Origin of the sequence: Kribbella sp. NBC_01505 (genome assembly GCF_045040285.1) — a bacterium.
In the GTDB taxonomy this organism is placed as follows: Bacteria; Actinomycetota; Actinomycetes; order Propionibacteriales; family Kribbellaceae; genus Kribbella.
On the sequence record NZ_CP109425.1, the window covers coordinates 6,917,018 to 6,935,429 of the forward strand.

At 67.6% G+C, this 18,412-nt stretch carries 16 protein-coding genes; 9 read left to right on the forward strand and 7 right to left on the reverse strand.

Features of this window, described 5'->3' with window-relative positions:
* Window positions 1–718 precede the first annotated feature (718 nt).
* Window positions 719–1,579 (forward strand): exodeoxyribonuclease III, encoded by an 861-nt coding sequence (locus OG474_RS32720; protein WP_405064638.1) that lies wholly within the window; start codon window positions 719–721, stop codon window positions 1,577–1,579.
* Complete coding sequence (locus tag OG474_RS32725; protein ID WP_405057465.1) at window positions 1,579–2,706, forward strand: hypothetical protein; 1,128 nt, start codon at window positions 1,579–1,581, stop codon at window positions 2,704–2,706. The genes OG474_RS32720 and OG474_RS32725 overlap by 1 nt, the downstream gene beginning before the upstream one ends.
* Here the strand turns inward: OG474_RS32725 and OG474_RS32730 are convergent.
* Genes OG474_RS32730 through OG474_RS32740 form a run of 3 tightly spaced genes read right to left on the reverse strand, consistent with a single transcriptional unit; the run spans window position 2,699 to window position 5,159 of the window.
* Entirely contained in the window at window positions 2,699–3,199 is a 501-nt protein-coding gene (locus OG474_RS32730) for a DinB family protein (RefSeq protein ID WP_405057466.1), read from the reverse strand. The genes OG474_RS32725 and OG474_RS32730 overlap by 8 nt on opposite strands.
* 47 nt (window positions 3,200–3,246) lie before the next feature.
* Window positions 3,247–3,951 (reverse strand): M50 family metallopeptidase, encoded by a 705-nt coding sequence (locus tag OG474_RS32735; protein WP_405057467.1) that lies wholly within the window; start codon window positions 3,949–3,951, stop codon window positions 3,247–3,249.
* A gap of 35 nt (window positions 3,952–3,986) precedes the next feature.
* Window positions 3,987–5,159: a hypothetical protein gene (locus OG474_RS32740; RefSeq protein ID WP_405057468.1), complete on the reverse strand. Its 1,173-nt coding sequence runs from the start codon at window positions 5,157–5,159 to the stop codon at window positions 3,987–3,989.
* A gap of 110 nt (window positions 5,160–5,269) precedes the next feature.
* Here OG474_RS32740 and OG474_RS32745 point away from each other — a divergent pair, with 110 nt between their 5' ends.
* The 3 genes from OG474_RS32745 (at window position 5,270) to OG474_RS32755 (ending at window position 7,925) form a co-directional block, all read left to right on the forward strand.
* The gene (locus OG474_RS32745) at window positions 5,270–6,133 is read left to right on the forward strand and encodes a neutral zinc metallopeptidase (RefSeq protein ID WP_405057469.1); all 864 of its coding nucleotides are present in this window, start codon (window positions 5,270–5,272) and stop codon (window positions 6,131–6,133) included.
* Window positions 6,133–6,993 (forward strand): neutral zinc metallopeptidase, encoded by an 861-nt coding sequence (locus OG474_RS32750; RefSeq protein ID WP_405057470.1) that lies wholly within the window; start codon window positions 6,133–6,135, stop codon window positions 6,991–6,993. Before OG474_RS32745 ends, OG474_RS32750 begins: the two co-directional genes overlap by 1 nt.
* Window positions 6,994–7,160: 167 nt before the next feature.
* Window positions 7,161–7,925, forward strand: coding sequence for a phosphatase PAP2 family protein (locus tag OG474_RS32755; RefSeq protein ID WP_405057471.1), 765 nt, complete (start codon window positions 7,161–7,163; stop codon window positions 7,923–7,925).
* Here OG474_RS32755 and OG474_RS32760 read toward each other — a convergent pair.
* The gene (locus OG474_RS32760) at window positions 7,868–10,012 is read right to left on the reverse strand and encodes a SulP family inorganic anion transporter (protein WP_405057472.1); all 2,145 of its coding nucleotides are present in this window, start codon (window positions 10,010–10,012) and stop codon (window positions 7,868–7,870) included. The genes OG474_RS32755 and OG474_RS32760 overlap by 58 nt on opposite strands.
* A gap of 192 nt (window positions 10,013–10,204) precedes the next feature.
* Between OG474_RS32760 and OG474_RS32765 the strand changes: the two genes are divergently transcribed.
* Window positions 10,205–10,978: an SDR family NAD(P)-dependent oxidoreductase gene (locus OG474_RS32765; RefSeq protein ID WP_405057473.1), complete on the forward strand. Its 774-nt coding sequence runs from the start codon at window positions 10,205–10,207 to the stop codon at window positions 10,976–10,978.
* Between the two features lie 14 nt (window positions 10,979–10,992).
* Window positions 10,993–11,367: a MerR family transcriptional regulator gene (locus tag OG474_RS32770; RefSeq protein WP_405057474.1), complete on the forward strand. Its 375-nt coding sequence runs from the start codon at window positions 10,993–10,995 to the stop codon at window positions 11,365–11,367.
* On the opposite strand, the gene OG474_RS32775 is transcribed toward OG474_RS32770, so the two are convergent.
* Both OG474_RS32775 and OG474_RS32780 read right to left on the reverse strand, forming a co-directional pair.
* Window positions 11,324–12,031, reverse strand: coding sequence for a DUF427 domain-containing protein (locus OG474_RS32775; RefSeq protein WP_405057475.1), 708 nt, complete (start codon window positions 12,029–12,031; stop codon window positions 11,324–11,326). The genes OG474_RS32770 and OG474_RS32775 overlap by 44 nt on opposite strands.
* Before the next feature lie 10 nt (window positions 12,032–12,041).
* Window positions 12,042–14,120 carry a fibronectin type III domain-containing protein gene (locus OG474_RS32780; RefSeq protein ID WP_405057476.1) on the reverse strand — a complete coding sequence of 693 codons (2,079 nt, stop codon included), beginning with the start codon at window positions 14,118–14,120 and terminating at the stop codon, window positions 12,042–12,044.
* Between the two features lie 247 nt (window positions 14,121–14,367).
* Between OG474_RS32780 and OG474_RS32785 the strand changes: the two genes are divergently transcribed.
* Window positions 14,368–15,855, forward strand: coding sequence for a lysyl oxidase family protein (locus OG474_RS32785; RefSeq protein WP_405057477.1), 1,488 nt, complete (start codon window positions 14,368–14,370; stop codon window positions 15,853–15,855).
* A gap of 53 nt (window positions 15,856–15,908) precedes the next feature.
* Here the strand turns inward: OG474_RS32785 and OG474_RS32790 are convergent, their stop codons facing one another.
* Window positions 15,909–17,414, reverse strand: coding sequence for an MFS transporter (locus tag OG474_RS32790; protein ID WP_405057478.1), 1,506 nt, complete (start codon window positions 17,412–17,414; stop codon window positions 15,909–15,911).
* Window positions 17,415–17,538: 124 nt separating this feature from the next.
* Here OG474_RS32790 and OG474_RS32795 point away from each other — a divergent pair, with 124 nt between their 5' ends.
* Window positions 17,539–18,411, forward strand: coding sequence for a LysR substrate-binding domain-containing protein (locus OG474_RS32795; RefSeq protein WP_405057479.1), 873 nt, complete (start codon window positions 17,539–17,541; stop codon window positions 18,409–18,411).
* The last annotated feature ends 1 nt before the right edge of the window (window position 18,412 follow it).

Below are 18,412 nucleotides of genomic sequence, written 5' to 3' on the forward strand. Positions count from 1 at the left end.
TTCAAATCGGTGGATAACTCCCTGACGAAGCAGCTACTCCAGACGCCGACCCACCCCGCGCCCAAAGGTGGGTGCGCTGCTCTTTGGGCGCGCAGCGCATCTTTGGGTACCCACCAACCATTTCGGCGGGCTCCATGTGGTTGGTGCGCGCCCAAAGTTGCGCCCCGCGCCCAGAGTTGCGCCCCGCGCCCAGAGTTGCGCCCCGCGCCCAGAGTTGCGCCCCGCGCCCAAAGTTGCGCCTCGTGCTCAAGGGTGGGCGGGCTGCTCTTTGGGCGCGCAGGGCATCTTTGGGTACCCACCAACCATTTCGGCGGGCTCCATGTGGTTGGTGCGCGCCCAAAGTTGCGCCCCGTGCCCAAAGTTGCGCCTCGTGCTCAAGGGTGAGTGGGCTGCTCTTTGGGCGCGCAGGGCATCTTTGGGTACCCACCGACCATTTCGGCGGGCTCCATGTGGTTGGTGCGCGCCCAAAGTTGCGCCCCGCGCCCAGAGTTGCGCCTCGTGCTCAAGGGTGGGCGGGCTGCTCTTTGGGCGCGAGGGGCAGCTTTGGGTAGCCACCGACCATTTCGACGGGGTTTGCGTGGTTGATGGGGGCTCAAAGATGCGCGGCGTGCACAAAGAGCAGGCGACCCACCTTTGGGCGCGAGGTGGCAGCGGTGGATGGGGCGGCGGTGGGTGGGGGACGGATGGGGGTGGGGGCGGGTAGGTTTGGCGGGTGCGAGTGGCTACTTGGAACGTGAATTCGGTGAAGCAGCGGATGCCTCGGCTTCTGGAGTGGCTGGACGAGCGGGAGCCGGATGTCGTCTGCCTGCAGGAGACGAAGCTGGCCGACGACGCGTTCACGGCGTTGCTCGGTGGGGAGTTGGCCGGTCGTGGTTATGAGACCGCCCTGTACGGCGAGGTGCAGTGGAACGGCGTTGCGATCCTGAGCCGGGTTGGTCTCGAGGATGTGGCGACCGGGATCGCGGGAGCGCCCGGCTTTCCGAATCCTGAGGCGCGGGCGGTCGCGGCGACGTGTGGCGGCATCCGCATCCACGGGCTCTACGTGCCGAACGGTCGTGAGCCCGACTCGGATCACTATCAGTACAAGCTGGCCTGGCTGAAGGCGCTCGCCGAGGTGGTCGAGGCCGGGCCGGCGGACCAGATCGTCTGCGGTGACATGAACATCGCGCCGACCGACGCCGACGTCTTCGACCCGGCGGCGTACGTCGGTTCGACGCACGTGACGCCGCCCGAGCGTGAGGCGTTGGCCGAGTTGATGGCGGCGAAGGATCTGCGGGATGTGGTCCGCGATCGCTGGCCGACCGACCAGGTCTTCAGCTACTGGGACTACCGCGCCGGCATGTTCCATCAGAACCTCGGGATGCGGATCGACCTGGTGCTCGCGACGGAGGCCGTGGCCAGTCGGGTGCAGGCGACCTGGATCGACCGGAAGGCGCGCAAGGGGACCGGTCCGAGCGACCACGCGCCGGTGATCGTCGATCTCGATGTCGCGCCGGACGGCGACATCGGGCCGATGGTGCCGCCGCCGTCGGCGCCGCGTGGGCGGAAGCGTCCGGCGACCCTCCCGCAGAATCGCTGATGCGACGCGTCATCGCGGCCGTTGTCCTGGCCGCCTCCGTCCTGGCGGCCTGCAGCAGCAAGAACGAGCAGCCCGCGCAGTCGACGCTCACCTGGGAGAAGGTCGATGTCGGCGCCGAGCCGGTCGCCCTGGCCGAACATGACGGCCAGATCCTGGTCGGCGTCAAGCACCCCGGCGCCAAGGTCATCCCGGGTGCCGTCCTGCTGAACGGCTCCGAGCGCAAGACGATCGCCATCAAGCCTTCGGCCTCGAGCCCGTACTCGTTCGAAGCGATCTGGTACTCGATCGCCTGGGACGGCCAGCGGATCCTGGGCCTCGGCGGTGCCACGGGTGGTGCGCACGGCAACGTCCGCTGGACCGTGTGGACCGGCTCGGTCGACGCCGGTCTTCAGGAGCACCCGCAGACGTTCAACACCTTCAACGGCCTGTCCGCCGGCCAGATGAACTCGGCCGTGCTCACTCCGGCCGGGGAAGCGTTGATCGGCTCGTGGCAGGGAGTCGTGACCGGCCTGGATGCCGCGGTCTGGCTACCGCAGGCCAACAACAAGTGGGTGAAGCAGGACTCCGCGAAGACCGCACTGCAGAACACGAAGGAGCTCCTCGTCGGCGCGAGCAATGCGACCTCGTACGGCGATGGTCTGCTCCTGACCGGTTCGCAGGTCCGCCTCGCGCCCAACGTCGTCGAGCAGGGCGCCGCCGTCTGGCGCTCGCAGAAGCTGACGCAGAGCTGGACCCGGGTCGCACTGCCGGACCCCGGCAGCCGCAGTCAGGCGAACACCGCGACCTGTCTGCAGTCCTGCGTGATCTCCGGGTTCGTCGACAACAAGCTCGCCATCTGGCGGTACGGCGACGCCGGGGCGCAGCGGCTGAGCGGCGTACCGGCGATCCCGGTCAGCGACAAGGACCTGCTGCCTGCTCCGCTCATCAACGCCGACCCGGACGGCGACATCGCCCAAGTGATTGCCCAGGACAACAAAGTGAAGATCGTCCAGGGCAAGCCCGATCACTGGAAGGTGTTCGAGTCCACGGGCGGCCTCCAAGGGCCGGTGCAGGCCGCGGTCCGGACGGCGGACCAGGAGATCTACCTGATCGCCGGCGGCGCGCTCTGGAAGACCAAGCTCAGCTGAGCAGGCCCTTCAGGTACGCCGCTTGGCCCATGTGCTGCGCGTCGTCGTCCACCACGCTGACCAGCCGCACGCCCAGCGTGACCGGCGGATCCCACCGCTTGTCGACGATCCGGTCGAAGTCCGGGTCGTCGAGCGTCTTCAGGAACTCCACTGTGCGAGCGTGCACAGCGTCGTAGTACCCGACGAGCAGCTCTGCGGAGGCCGTCACCTGGCCCACCTGCTCAGGCGTGTGCCCATAACCGGTATCGGCCGCGTCGAACGGCAGTCCGAGGCGCTCGTGCCACCCATCGGCGGTGTGCGTCTGCTCGTGCCCGGCGACCTCCGAGACGTGGTCGTCCTGGACCCGGGTCAGATGCCAGACCAGCCAACCTATCGAGTTGGCTGTCTCGGACGGTCGCGCCGTGAGGACCTTGTCGTCCAGCCCCGTCAGCACCTCGTGCACCTGCTCTTGCACGCGGCTGAAGCCATCAAGAAGTACTTCGTTCGCCTTCATGACACACAACCCTAGACCCGACCACCGACAGAACCAGACGTCGGAACCTAACTCGGCAGGACTCCGGACCAGATCACGCCGACCGCCAGGCAGGCCAGTGCGACCAACCCGAACACGCCGACCCACATCACCGCCGGTACGCCGGTCAGTCGCCGAAGCTGATCGGCATCCGAACTCCGACCCTGCCCACCGCGCCGAGAACGCTGCAGCTCGATCACCGTGCGCGGCGCGGCGAGCAGCAAGAACCACGTGAGCAGATGCGCGAACGCCGACTGCACAGCCGTTGAGCCCCACCACGTGACCCCGAAGACGACCGCACCGAACACCAGCACCGACCAAAGGCCGTACAGGTTCCGGATCTGCAGCAGCAGGATCACCAACGCGAGGAGCAGTCCCCAGAGCAACGCAACGGCGTACCCACGGCTGAGTGTGAAGGCGGCGGCGAGCCCGAAGAGTGCCGGGCCGGGGTAGCCGGCCAGCAGTACGGCGATCATTCCCGCACCGGTCGGTTTACCGCGTGACACGGTCACTCCAGAGGTGTCGGAGTGCAGTTGGATGCCGGACAGCTTTCGGCCGACCAGTGCGGCGATCAGACCGTGCGCACCTTCATGCGCGATCGTCACCACCTGCCGAGTGAATCGCCAGAGGGGCCGCCAGGCGATCAGGAGCAGCGCGACCACGCCGGTCCCGATCACCACGCGGATCGACGGCTCGGGCTGTGCTGACGTGATGCTGTCCCAGAACTCACTCACCCGCCCATCCTTGCAGTACTACGCCAGCAACACTCCTAGAGGGCAACGTGCACGGTCACGCGTTCACGCAGTTGCTCGTTCATCAGCCACAGCTCGTTGGTAGCCGGCCAGTAGGACAGGTTCTCGGTGTTCTTCGGTGCTTTCGTCCATAGAGCCGTGGAAACGCCACCGGTACCCCGGTGCAGGCAGCTGGGGTAGTCGACACCGTCCCCGATGTTGTCGGCGTACTCGGGACAGACTCCAGCGATCACAAAGCTGTTGTTGTAGGACACCGCACCCTGCATGCCCCACACCGGCGAGTTGAACGCCTCCACGGCACGCACCACTCCGTCAGTGCCAGCGGCAGGCAGACCGGTCGCCTTGTCGAGTGGCCAGCGCACTATCCGCCCACCGCCGCGAGTGGTGTGCTCAGCCGCCACAAACGAACCAGTCCCCGCGTGGTCGAGCGCGAGACTCGCGAAACACGGCCGTACGCCGGTAGTCGAGGCGCACCCACCTCCGGCGTACCAGTAGGCACCCACCTGCGGTAGCGCGAACGCGTGCCAGAGCGCGTGGTACTTGCCGTCAGTACCGAGCCCCACCTCACCAGTGCTGGTGTCAGTCCGCCAGATGTGTCGCAGGTCGAACACCCGCAGTACGGCGCCGCCCGTTGCGACCACCAGCATGTTCCCGGACCAGTACAACCCGTGGCCGTGCCCGGCGACCGCCTGGAAGTTCCCATCCGCAGTCGGCTCCACCAGCAGCACGTGCCGGTACTTGTTCGTCGCTACGTCCAGGAAGGACACGCGGATCGCAGTGTCGCCGCTGTTGTGAAAGCTCGCGACCACCACCCGGCGCGCACCACCGGCCGGCTGTGCGTCGCCGGACCCCGACAGTCCCTGTGGGATCCAGACGTTCTCGTCGTCGTCCTCACCGTCCTGCCAGCAGAACCCCTGTGGATTCAGTGCGGCGGTCAGGTACGTCGAGTGGCACAGTGCGCGTCCAGTCCGATTCGACGCTGCGAGGACTTGGGTGACACCGACCGGTGCGAGGGCCGGCTTGGTCTCCAGTTGCGCCACGCGACCGCCGTACGTCGCGAAGGTGTCGCCGGAGACGAGCTGGAATCCGCTCGCGTCGATGCGTGGGAAGGTGGCAGCGGCCTGCGCCTGGGGCGCGGTGAGCACGCTGATCAGCAGGGAGGCGGTTAACAACATTCGACTGATCCGCATGCTCCGATAATCCTTGACATGGGCGCTCGCTGCATCCGTAGGTGGCGCGCCGTTTGGCAGGTTCCTGGCATCGCGCTGTACGGCGGTCCGATTGCCCTACAGTCGGCCCCGTGAAGAGACGGGGTGTGGCCGCTGTGTGTGCGGTCCTGCTGCTGACGGGGTGTGCGAAGCCGGCCGTGGTCGAGGATCCGGCGGCCGCTGCCGCGTCGGAGGCTGCCAAGGCCCGCGAGGCGGTGCCGACGGTGACGCCGTCGAGTGCGCCGCCCGGCAAGGTCACCGCCCCGCCGCATCCCGACGAGATGACGAAGAACGTGATCTACCGCGTCGGAAAGCCGGCCGTGCGCTGCGCGGAGCCGAAGGTTGAAGCGACCTCAGTGGCCAACATCCGGGCGTACTACACGCAGTCTGTGGCCTGCCTGAATGCGGCCTGGGCGCCGGTGATCCGCAAGGCCGGCTTCACCTTCACCCCGCCGAAGCTGGACGTGGTCGCCGGCAAGTCGCCGGACCTGCCGTGCAGGAGGGACAGCTCCGGCCTCTACTGCGACGGCACGATCTACCTGGACGCGACGGTTGATCTGGAAGGCCACCACGAGGATCCGAAGGTGAATCGCGGGTTGATGGCCTTCGTCATCGCGCACGAATACGGCCACCACGTCCAGGCGCTCACCGGGATCTCGAAGGCCGCCTACGAGCGCGGACTCAAGCTCAACGGCGTGGACCTGGCGCTCGAGGAGACCCGTCGATTCGAACTGCAGGCCTCCTGCTTCGCCGGCGCCTACTTCGGCGCGAACTCCGACTTCCGTGACAACGCGAGCTGGCGCACCCTGTTCGACGAGGTGCTCAAGCTGGTCTACGACCCGCGGTACGACCATGGCAGCACGAAGAATCAGGCTCGCTGGACCAAGGCTGGGCTTGCGGCCGGGGACCCGGCGGCATGCAACACCTATGCCGCCACCTCCAGCGAGGTCGGCTGATGCGGATCGTCGCGGCCTGCCTGAGCATCGCCGTACTAGCTGTCGGCTGTGCCAAGGAGTCCCCGCCGCCGGATGACGCGGCCGTCGAGGCTGCGCGGGCGCGGTCGGCATTGCCGACGACGACGCCGTCGAACGTCCCCGGTACGCCGGTGCCCGCGATCTCGGAGCCTCCGGCCTTGGTGAAGAACGCGATCTACGGGGCCGGGAAGCTCGCGCCGTCCGGGTGCGCGGATCCGGCCGGCGAGCTGACCGCACTGGCCGAGGTGCGCGCCTACTACCTGAAGCTGGTTGCCTGCCTCAACAAGGCCTGGGCGCCGCCGGTTCGCAAGGCGGGGTTCGCCTTCAAGGCGCCGCAGCTGGTGGTCACCGTCGGGCACTCGCCGGACTCGACGTGCGACGCGCCGGACGGCCAGTTGTACTACTGCCGCGGCACGATCTACATGGATGCGCGCGTCGACATCGACTACGACAAGGAGGATCGGGCGGCCAATCGCGCCCTGATGGTCTTCTTCATCGCCCACGAGTACGCGCATCACATCCAGGCGCTGACCGGCATCCAAAAGGTGAAGGATGCGCGCGACGAGACGCTCAACGGTGTCGACATCCAACTGCAGGAGACGCGGCGGATCGAGCTGCAGGCGGACTGTTTCAGCGGCGCCTTCGCGGCCTCGGTACGGAAGACCTTTCCGATCGACGACGCCTGGGTCGAGACGTGGAGCGCGACGTACGACGACTTCTCGCCGATGGACGACACGCACGGCCTGGGGGCAACCCGGCGGATCTGGAGTCTGAAGGGCTTCACGGTCGGGGATCTGCGCGCCTGCAACACCTTCGCGGCGGCTCCCGGCGAGCTGCGCTGACCGCCCGATCGGGCAGACCCACCACCTTGTGACCGCGTTCACAGACCAAAACGAATGATCGTTCTTGATTTCTCCCGGCGCCGAGGCGCAGAGTGGAATCTCAGAGAACGAGCGTTCGGTTTGGGCTGGGGGTCAACGTGGCGCAGCTTGCTCTGGAGCGAGTGGGAGTGGATTCGCCCCGCGGAGGGGTGTGGCGGATCCTGCGGGAGATCGGTCTGCTGGCGGTGCTGTTCGGGGTGTACAACCTCGGGCGGCTGGTGTCGGCCGAGCATGCGGGATCGGCGTACCGGCATGCAGGGGATCTGATCGGGTGGGAGCACGCGGTCGGGCTGCCGAGTGAGGCCGCCATACAGAACCAGGCCTTGCAGGTCCCCGGTTTGGCTCACGCGGCCAACCTCTTCTATGCGAGCGTGCACTTCCCGCTGACCGCGGTGGTCCTGCTCTGGCTGATGATTCGCCGGCCGGATGCCTATGGGAAGGCGCGCTGGGCGCTGGCCGGGCTGACCGGCCTGGCGCTGATCGGGCACATGTTCTTCCCGCTGGCGCCACCGCGGATGATGCCGGGCTGGGTGGACACCGGCGTGCAGCTCGGACAATCCGTGTACGGCGCTGACGCATCCGAGGGAGTGGCGAATCAGTTCGCGGCGATGCCGAGCCTGCATGTCGGCTGGGCGTTCCTGATCGCTGTCGTGCTGATCCGGATCTCGAAGTCTCGCTGGCGCTGGTTGTGGATCGCGCACCCGGTGCTGACCTTCGCCGTGGTCGTGGTGACGGCCAACCACTACTGGTTCGACGGGCTGGTGGCGATCGCGCTCGCGATCCCATTGCTTGTGCTGTTCGTCCCCGGTGCCCATCGGGGCACCGGGGACGAGATTCAGCGGACCGAACGGCGGCCCGCGGTGGCGAGCTCCTCGTCGGCGCGGACCAGATAGGGCTCACGATCGAGCACCAGCCGGGCCGCGGCCGCGCCGATGTCGAACCAGAGCCCGATCAGCTCGAGCCGTCCTTCGGCCTCGGCCTTGCGGACACAGGCGAAGCTGCGCAGGTTCGACAGTTGTTCGCCGACGTTCGCGACCGACAGTTTGTCGGCCGGGGACAGCTTCATCCCGGTCGCCGGATCGATGATCTCGGGCATCGCGAGCGCCCGCCGTACCGATGGCTCGAGATGGCGCAGCCAGTTCTGCAGGCCGGTGCCGGCTGTGGCGTTCGCCTTGAGGGCGGCCGCGGCCGCACCACAGTGTGAGTGACCGCAGACGACGATCGACCGGACCCCTAGCACCTCGACCGCATACTCGATCGCGGCGTCGACGGAGTTGCTGCCGGAGCCGTCGGGCGGAACGAGGTTGCCGACGTTCCGGACGCAGAACTGGTCGCCCGGACCGGTGGTGGTGATCATGTTCGGCACGATCCGCGAGTCGGCGCAGGTGATGAACAGCTGCGTCGGGCGCTGGCCCTCGGCCGCGAGTTTGGCTAGCATCGGCCGGATCTGATCGGCCGATTCCTCAAAAGCCCGGATGCCGTCGAGCACTCGCTCGTCCGGCCCGGCGATGGCCTGGGGTTGCCAGGGCAGCAGCCGGTGCGTGGGGGTGGAGCGTAGGGCGGCCCGGAAGGCCATCCGGTTCAGCTCGACCGAGCCGCCGCGGGCGAGGTGGCCGCGACGCCAGTCCTCGATCGCCTCGTACGCCGCGTGGTCGAGATGGTCGACCGACAGGTCGACGCGGACCCGGGCACCGGTCGGGATCGACCGCAGCGTCCGGATCAAGGAGGAGACCCCGAGGAAGACGAGCGTGCCGCGGATCTGCACGGTCCACTCGCCGTTCTCCTCGGTCGCCGTGACTGTTGCCCTCGACAACCGGTACAGCACCCGCGCGATCGCGAGCACCAGGCCGCTCAGCACCCCTTCGGCCAGTCCGAGTACGGCGACGCCGGCGCCGGTGACGACGTACACGAGGAGCTCGTCGTGCCGGCGGAGCGTGCGGATGTGCGCGAGCTGCACGAGCCGCAACCCGGTGACCAGCAGGACGCCGGCCAGCGCCGCCATCGGGATCAGCTCGAGCATCGAGCCGGCCGCGAGGACGAACGCCGCGATCCAGAGACCGTGCAGGATCGCCGCGGCCCGCGACTTCGCGCCCGCCGCGACGTTGGTCGAACTGCGCACGATCACACCCGTCACCGGCATCCCACCGAGAGCGCCGGAGATCGCGTTGGCAGCACCCTGGCCGATCAGCTCACGATCGAGGTTGCTGCGCTTGCCGTTGTGAAGCTTGTCGACGGCAACGGCCGAGAGCAACGACTCGACGCTCGCGACCAGGGCGACGGTCAGCACGGCGGCGATGATCTGTCCCGGCGTCCCGTTGGGAATGGCCGGCAGGATCAGCTCCTGCAGCGGCTGGTCGGGCAGGTTCACCCGGGTGACATCGGGCATCCAGACCGCGGCCGTCGCCGTGACGGCGACCACCGCGACCAGTGGTGCCGGAACCACATTGACTCTCGGAATTCGTGGCCAGGCCAGGAGAATCGCGACGGTCAGCACACCGACCAGCACCGAGTGCGGATGGTGTGCGACCAGGCGTCCGGGAAGCGCGGCCACGTTGGCGATCAGCGAACTCTGCGCCTGACCACCGAGCACTACATGAAGTTGCTGTACGGCGATGGTGACGCCGATGCCCGCGAGCATGCCGTGCACGACAGCGGGGGAGAGGGAGAGCGCGAGCCGCCCGATCCGGGTGACTCCGAGCAGGATCTGGACCAGGCCGGCAGCGCAGGTGATGCCGGCCGTGGCGGCCCACCCGAACTGGCCGACGAGGCCCGCGACGACAACGGTCAGGCCCGCGGCGGGGCCGCTGACCTGGAGCGGTGAACCGCCGAGCGCGCCGGCGACCACACCGCCGACGACCGCGGCCACGAGGCCCGCGATCAGGGGAGCGCCCGATGCCGCGGCGATCCCCAGGGAGAGCGGTATTGCGATCAGGAAGACCACCAGCGAGGCCGGTAGGTCATGATGAAGGATGGACCTCAAGGAGTTGGTTCTCGAGGCCGGTGGTGAGTGGGAAGTTGACATGGTCGGCACGGGTCCCTCCGGCGTCTGGTGCTCACGGCATCTGGCGTCGAAACAAAGAGTGTCGATCTAGTCACTCACTGTACTGGCCCGTTCAAGGCCACCCAAGGGAAAATGCGAATTTGTTGCTAAGAGCACCGAGGAGGAAATGCAGTGGATCTGCAACTGTCCGGGAAAGTTGCCGTCGTCACCGGAGCGAGCAAGGGGATCGGCCTGGCCTGTGCCGAGGCGCTTGCCTGGGAAGGGGCGACCGTGTTCGGCATCTCCCGCAACCCGGTCAACCTCGGCGCGGCCCGTGAGCAGCTCGCGGCGAAGGGGCTCGAGTTCATCCCGGAGCTCGCCGACCTGACCGACGCGGAGGCGACGGCCGAGGTGTTCGCGAAGATCGGCGTACCGGACATCCTGATCAACTGCGCGGGGGCCGCGCGCCAGATCCCGGTGGACGAGCTGAGCAGTACGACGTTGCACGCCGCCATGGAGGCGAAGTACTTCACCTACATGCATGCGACCGAGGCCGTCATCCGCGGGATGGCCGAGCGCGGCAGTGGCTCGGTCGTGAACGTGGTCGGCTCGGGCGGCAAGGCGGCGAACCCGTTGCACATCGGTGGCGGCGCTGCGAACGCGGCGCTGATGCTCGCCTCGGTCGGCTACGCGAAGGCGTACGCCGGTCAGGGCGTCCGGGTGAACGTGATCAACCCGGGGTTGACGTTGACCGGTCGGGTCGACGACCGGCTGGACGCCGCGACCCGGGCGAGCGGACGGCCGCGCGACGAGCTGCTGACCGAGATGGTTGCCGACATCCCCCTGGGTCGTCCGGCGGATCCGGCCGAGGTCGCGAATGTGGCGATCTTCCTCGCCTCGGAGAAGGCCAGCTATGTGACGGGCGCCGTCATCACGATGGACGGCGGCACCGCGTCCATCATCTGATCTAGATTTGCTGGATGAGGATCGGCGAACTGGCCGCCCGTTTCGGCGTGGCGACGCACGTGCTGCGGCACTGGGAGGACGTGGGCCTGCTGACACCGCTCGCCCGCGTCTCGGGACGGCGCGAGTACGACGAGTCGCACGCGGCGCGGGTGGTGGTGATCCAGCGGGCGAAGGCGGCCGGGCTCAGCCTCGAGCAGATCCGGCGGATGTTCGACGCCCCGGGCGGATCCGAGCGACGCGCCGTGCTGGCCGAGCAGGCGGCTCAGCTGGACGACCTGATCAAGCAGGCCGAGGAGGCCAGACGCCTCCTCGGCCACGCCTTGGACTGCGGCGAGCCTGACTTCACTACGTGCGCACACTTCCAGCGATTGGTACACCGTCGATCGTGAGGTCGACGTGTTCGTTGAGGAAGGCAACGTGTCCGGTGATCGGGAGCAGTGGAGCCGTCGGGAAGTCGTAGCACCAGGCGAGATCGTGGCCGTCGATCGACCAGTAGCCGGTGGTGCGGCCCTTGTACGGACAGGCCGTCCGGGTCTCGCTCTCGGTCAGACGCTCGAAGTTCACCGCGAGCGGGGGAAAGTAGTAGCGCGACGGCAGCCCGGTCTCGAACACGATCACGGTCGACGACGACTCGGCGAGGATCACGCCGTTCCGGGACACCTGGACGTGCCGGTCCGACCGGATCGCGTCACACCGCGAGTACGGATTGCGGGGGTGGACGAAGACCTCCTCGTCCTCCTCGAACCAGCTGTCGAGCGCGTCCCACTGGAACCGCACCCGGCCGAGCTCGTCGTACACCCAGGCCTTGCCGCGACCGGCGGTATGAACCCGCGCGACCCCGTGCTCGAACACCTTGGTCTCTCCGGTGTCGACCAGTACGCCGTCGGTCACGTCCGCGAGCGGTAGGTAGTACTGCGGGTACGGCGGGAACTCCCACAGGTAGAGGGCGTTCTGGGTGTCGACGACGACCTGGCCGTCGAGCAGCGCGCGGATCCGCCGAGGGACCGGCGCGCTGCCGCCAGGTGGTACGAAAGGCAAGGGGTAGTCGCTCATACCCCCAGTATCAGACGGTGATCCAGTCGATGTCCGCGATATAGCCGGACGGGTTGCTGACCTTGAGCGAGTTGGACCCCGCGGTGAGCTTCACCGGCAGGTAGACGACCTGCGGCGTACCCCAGTCGTTGTCGCCGAGACCGTGGTAGTTCACCCAGTAGCTGTCACCGTCGTTCACCGTGAGCATGCTCTGCCGGCTGGTGTCGCCGTCGGTGTAGGCGATCTTCACCAGGTACGTCCCGGTCGTCGGCACGGTGATGCCGTTCAGAGTGACCGAGGCGTCGTACCCGATGTTGCCGACCTTCTTCCCGCCCGAACACAGGGTGCAGCCGTTGGCGCTGGCGTTGCCGGTCAGCGTGCTGTTCGCGGCTTCCGCCTCGTACCGCACCGGTCCGCCGTTCTTCGCCGTGAGCATGGTGATCGGTGCGCCGGCGTCCGACGTACGGCCGCGGTCCACACCCTTCACGGTGAACGTGTACTGCGTCTGCGGCAGCAGCCCGCTCACCACAACGCTCGTGGATGAGGTGGTCGCCACCTGCTTGCCGTTGGCATAGACCTTGTACGACGACGCGCCCGTGCTCGGCCGCCAGGTCAGGGAGGTGGTGGTCCGGCTGACGTCAGTCGCGGTCAGGTCGGCCGGAGTGCTCACGGACGAGCGGTTGTTCGGGGTGATCTTGTACAGCTTCGAGCCGTGCGCCGGGAGCGCCGCACTGACCGAGCCGGCGACGTTGCGGGTGTTCTTGTCGGCCCAGATGTCGCGGACGGTCGCCTTGCCGTTGATGCCGAGCTGAGCGAAGTCACCGGTGACCGTGGCCGGCGTCTCGGCCAGATTGAACAGACCGACCGTGACACTGCCGTCGGCGTTCTTGGCGTACCAGGTCTGCTGCAGCTGGTCCTGGTTCAGCGGGCGGGCCGGGTTGCCGGACTGGTTGATCGCGATGACCTCGCGGTTCGTCAGCAGCTTGAGACCGTAGGCGTCCAGCTTGGTCATGTCGTCACCGACGAACAGCGGTGCGGCGTTGATCGCCCAGAAGCTCATGTAGCTCTGTCGCTCGGCCTCGTTCAGACCGTCCATCTCGCCGACGCCGACATTGATCGCGTCCAGGTTGTTCCAGTGCCCGGGGCCGGCGTCGTCGATCCACTGCGGCAGGTCCCACCAGCGCTGCTTCACCGAGCCGTCCCAGCGGACGATCGTGTCGCAGTAGCACTCCACGTCGGTGTCGATCCGCCAGCCGTTCGAGTTCTGCTTCCAGACATCGGCGTACCGGTGACTCAGCGACCAGGACAGCGTGTACTGCATCGGGCGGCCGGCGTTCTGCACCGAACGCCACCAGGCCTCGACGTCCTCGGTGTTGTTGTGGTTCGGGTCGTCCGGTGCGCCCTTCCAGGAACCGGGGCCGACGCCGTCCATCTTGATGAAGTCGACGCCCCAGCTCGCGAACAGCTTGGTGATCGAGTCGGCGTACTTCTGCGCGCACGGGCTCTCGTAGTTGATCTTGTACGCCGCGTCCCAGCCGTTGGTCTTGCGCAGGTCCGGGTACACGATGTCGCGGGTGAAGCAGCCGGGCGCGTTGTGGATCGGGGTGTTGCCCTCGCGGTAGACGTCGAGGCCGAGGCCGACCACGGTGTAGATGCCGAACTTCAGCCCGAGCTTGTGGATGTCGTCGCCGACGGCCTTCATCCCGCGCGGGAACCGCTTCGCGCTCGCGACCGGGCGGCCGAACTCGTCACCGCCGTCCTGCCAGCCGGCGTCCACGTTGATGTACTCGTAGCCGAACGGCTTCAGCTTGGTCGCCATCGCGTTGGCCTGGGCGAGGATGTTCTTCTCGCTGATGAAGCTGCCGGGGCCGTCCGGGTTCACGCCCGGGTAGTTGGTCGACTGCAGGCTCCAGGAGCTCCAGCCCAGGTACGGCTTCGCGGCGACCTGCGGGTACTTCGCGGGAACCGGCCGGGGAGCCTTCGTGAGCACGGGCTGTGCCGGCAGGGGCTGTGTCGGGACGGGCTGGGCCGCGTCGGCGGGGGCGATCACGGTTGCCGTCGTTACCAGGGCGGCGGCAGCCAGAAGAGTGGCGGGGATACGCAAGTTCACGGTGGTTCCTCCGTCTCGGATCCGCCGTGGCGGGTCCGGGGAGAGAAAGAGAGCGGACCCGGCCGAGACTAGGTGTGATTAATTTACATCGTCAAGTATCAAGCCGTGATGACTCGTTGTGACGTGACTGGGACGTTACTGTCATCAACCTTCCTCGGGGGGTAGTGCGTCGTACGCACAGAGGCCGGTTCGTGAGGACCCGGCCCGATGTGGAGGGGGTTCCATCATCATCACGTCGAACAAAGCCGTGCGAACGGCGATCGCGGCAGCGGGTGCTGCCGGTCTGGTCGCGCTCGCGGCGACAAGTGCCTCGGCAGCCGGATCGGCGGCGCCCGCCAGGCCCGCGCTGGCTCTGGTCTCGCCGGTCACGGAAGTGACGTTGAACGCCGACGAGGAGTTCGGGACCGACCTGAACCTCAGCACGTACGTCGTCGCCGGCAACGCGCCGATCGAGGTGCGCGCGACCCGCGCGGACTTCAACTCGCCCGTCGTCGCCAAGCAGTATGTGAAGGGCAAGCCGGTCGCGATGCCGAAGGGCCTCGTCACCGACTTCTCCGGTCTCGGCAAGTTCCTGCACGTCACGCTGACCGACGCGCAGGGCAAGACCGCTCTCGATGTCGACCAGTCGCTGTGCCTGAACGGCGACGGGTCGCGGACCCGGCCGGACGCTCCGGCCACCTCGCCGTACCCGGACTACTGCAACTCCAACCCGTTCACCACGGGTGCGGTCTGGGGGCTGCAGACCGGCTGGTCGGCCAGCACCTATTCGTACGACCAGAAGCCGGTCAAGCTTGCCGTCGGCAAGTACAAGGCCAAGATCACCGTGAACAAGGCCTACCGGGACCTGTTCAAGATCCCGGCGAACCAGTCGACGCTGACGATGAACGTCAACGTCGTTCCGGGGGAGGACCCGTGCGACCCGGGTCACGGCGTACGGGGCTGCCTGGCTGCCAAGGGGCAGAAGGCGCAGGCCTCGAAGGCTCAGCCGCTGAAGGCGAACGCGGCCCGTCCGACCGGCAAGCCCAGCACGCCGAAGGGTCCGAAGCCGGACCTGATCTCGGTGCCTGCCTGGGGGATGGCGATCGACAAGGGTGAAGAGGGGACGCCGGAGGCCGGCCGGGAGTACCTGTCCTTCGGGGCGACCGTCTGGAACGCCGGACCGTCGCCGTTGGTGCTGGACGGCTTCCGCCGTCAGGGCGCGGACCTGATGGACGCGTTCCAGTACTTCTACGACGACAAGGGCAAGGAGATCGGCTACCAGAACACCGGCACGATGGAGTGGGACCCGCGGGAAGGTCACGTGCATTGGCACTTCACCGACTTCGCCCGCTACAGCCTGCTGAACGCCAAGCAGTCCGAGGTCGTCCGTAGCCAGAAGGAAGCCTTCTGTCTGGCCGCGACCGACATGATGGACTACACGGTGAAGAACGCCAACTGGCACCCGATGAACACCGACCTGCACACCGCCTGTGGCGACCACACGTCGCTGTCGGTGCGTGAGGTCCTGGACGTCGGATCCGGCGACACCTACAACCAGACCAAGCCGGGTCAGTCGTTCGACATCACCGACCTGCCGAACGGGGAGTACTTCGTCGAGGTCAAGGCGAACCCGGAGGGCAAGTTGATCGAGGGCAACACCAAGAACAACACCGCTCTGCGCAAGGTCATCCTGGGCGGCGTCAAGGGCGCTCGCACACTGACCGTTCCGAAGGTCGGCGTGATCGACGCGCCGTAAGTGATTTCGGGACTCCGAAGACCGCTTTCGCCGGCGGCCTTCGGGGTCCTTCGCTATCTCCGGCTGGTGCGTAGCCGCGACCGTCGCGGCCGCGCGCACTCCGCGCCTTGAGCGCCGCTCGACCATTTCTTGGGCGCGATCGTGACTGGTGGGTGCTCAACGTGGTTGGGGGCGGCCAGCTGGATGGCGGATTGCTGCAGGGTCAGGCGGATCGGGACCTGGTGCCAGGGGGAGCGGGTGCGGACCAGGACGACTTTGAAGCGGCCGTCCTTGCGGAGCCGGAGACCGATGGCGATGGTGGCGATCGCGGGGACGAGACCGGCCAGCGCGAGACTGACACGGGCGCCGAAGTTCTGTGCGATCAGGCCGACCAGCGGACCGCCGATCGCGCCGCCGCCGATGAAGACCAGGTTGTAGATCCCGGACACGCGACCGCGCAGACCGTCCGGGGTGGTCAGTTGCACCATCGACTGGCAGGCGGTCAGGAACATCAGGGTCGCCATGCCCATGACGGCGAGCACGGGGATGAAGGTCCAGAGCGAGGGCTGGATCGCCGCGAGCACCTCAGTGATTGTCAGCAGGGTCGCGATGCCGACCAGATTGCGCAGGCGCGTCGGCCGGACGCGGCGCGCCGACAGCAACGCACCGGCGAGTGCACCAACTGCGACCACGGAGTTCAGTACGCCGTACCCGGTGGCGCCGGTGTGGAAGACGCGATCCGCGAACGCGGTCAGGGTCACGGGCAGGCTGATCGCGAACATGCCGTAGATGCCGACGAGCGCGATCGCCCAGCGGACTGCGGGCTCGTGGAACGCGTACTGCAGGCCGTCGCGCAAACCGTCCCGGATCCGTAGACCGGCTTGCCTGGCGGCCTTGCGGGCGGGCATCTCGCTCTCGCGCATCCTCAGGAGCGCGGTGATCGAGGCGAAGAACGTGCAGGCGTTGATCGCGAACGCCCAGCCCGCGCCGAGCGTGCCGAGCAGTACGCCGCCGAGCGCCGGACCGATCATGCTGCCGAGCTGGAACGTCGACGAGACCATGCTGATCGCGTTCCGGATCCGGTCGCGGCCGACGAGCTCGGTGACGAACGACTGCCGGGTCGGGTTGTCGACGGCGGTGGCCAGGCCGAGGAACAGGGCCATCGTGTAGACCTGCCAGACCTGCACCTGGCCGGTGAACGCGAGCAGGGCCAGGACACCGGCCGCCGCGCCCATCGAGATCTGGGTGACGAGCAGGATCTTCCGCTTCGGGAAACGGTCCGCGATCACGCCGCCGTACAGGCCGAGGAGAAGGGTGGGGAGGAACTGCAGGGCGGTCGTGATGCCGACCGCGGTGGCGCTGCCGGTGATCGTGAGGACCAGCCAGTCCTGGGCGATGCGCTGGATCCAGCCGCCGGTCGAACTGACCAGCAGGCCGCTGACCAGGAGGCGGAAGTTGCGCACCTGCAGCGCGCTGAAAGTTTCGCGGAACCCGGGGCGACGGTGGGGTTCGGCTCGTCGGGTCGAGTTGTGGCTGTGGTTGTCGGCTTCTCGGACAGGACCGCTGGTCCGGGTGGTCAAAAGGAATCCCTACGCGAGTGGGGTTGTCAGGGGAGGACATGTCCATCCTTGTCTGTTGCCCCTGGATTCCGACAGCGAATTACTCCTATTAGTCTTATTGCATCCTGTGATAGGAGGTCCATCGATGTACGACCCGGACCAGCTCCGGACGTTCCTCGCGGTCGCCCAGTCGCTGAGCTTCACCCAGGCGGCCGAGCGACTCGGTATCCGGCAGCCGACGGTCAGCCAGCACGTCCGCAAACTCGAGGCGGCGGTGGGGAGACCGCTGTTTCTCCGCGACACCCGGACGGTCACGCTGACCGCCGACGGTGATGCCATGGCCGGCTTCGCCCGGACGATCCTGGCCGCCCACGAGGAGGCCGCCGGCTACTTCACCGGCTCCGAGCTCCGCGGCCGACTGCGCTTCGGCGTCACCGACGACCTGGCGCTGACCCCACTGCCCCGGATCCTCCGCGACTTCCGCCAGCTCTACCCACGGATCGATCTGGAGCTCACCGTTGCCCAGAGCCCGAACCTGCTCCGCCGTGTCGAGTCCGGGCACCTGGACCTCGCCTACGTCAAACACTCCGTGGGCACCGGCTACGAACCCAACGGCCGGCTGGTCCGCCGCGACCCCCTGGTGTGGGCCGGCATCGCGGGCACCCGGATAGCTCCCGATGGTCCGGTCCCACTCGTCGCCTACCAGGCCCCCAGCCTCAGCCGCTCGCTAGGCGTTCAGACCCTGGAGCAGGCCGGCCGCTCCTGCCGCATCACGTGCATAGTCCGCGGCGTCAACGGCGTACTGGCCGCGGTTCGAGCCGGCCTGGGGATCGCGATCTTCGCCCGCTCCCTGATGCCCGTGGACCTTGTAGAGCCGCCACCCACTGCAGGGCTCCCGGAGTTGCCACCCATCGACCTGGTGCTGATCACCAATCCCCGAGCCGCCAAAGAACCGGCCGAGGCCCTGACAGCCGCCATCCTCGGCAGCAACGCGCCGCTCAAACCCGACGCTGCCTGAG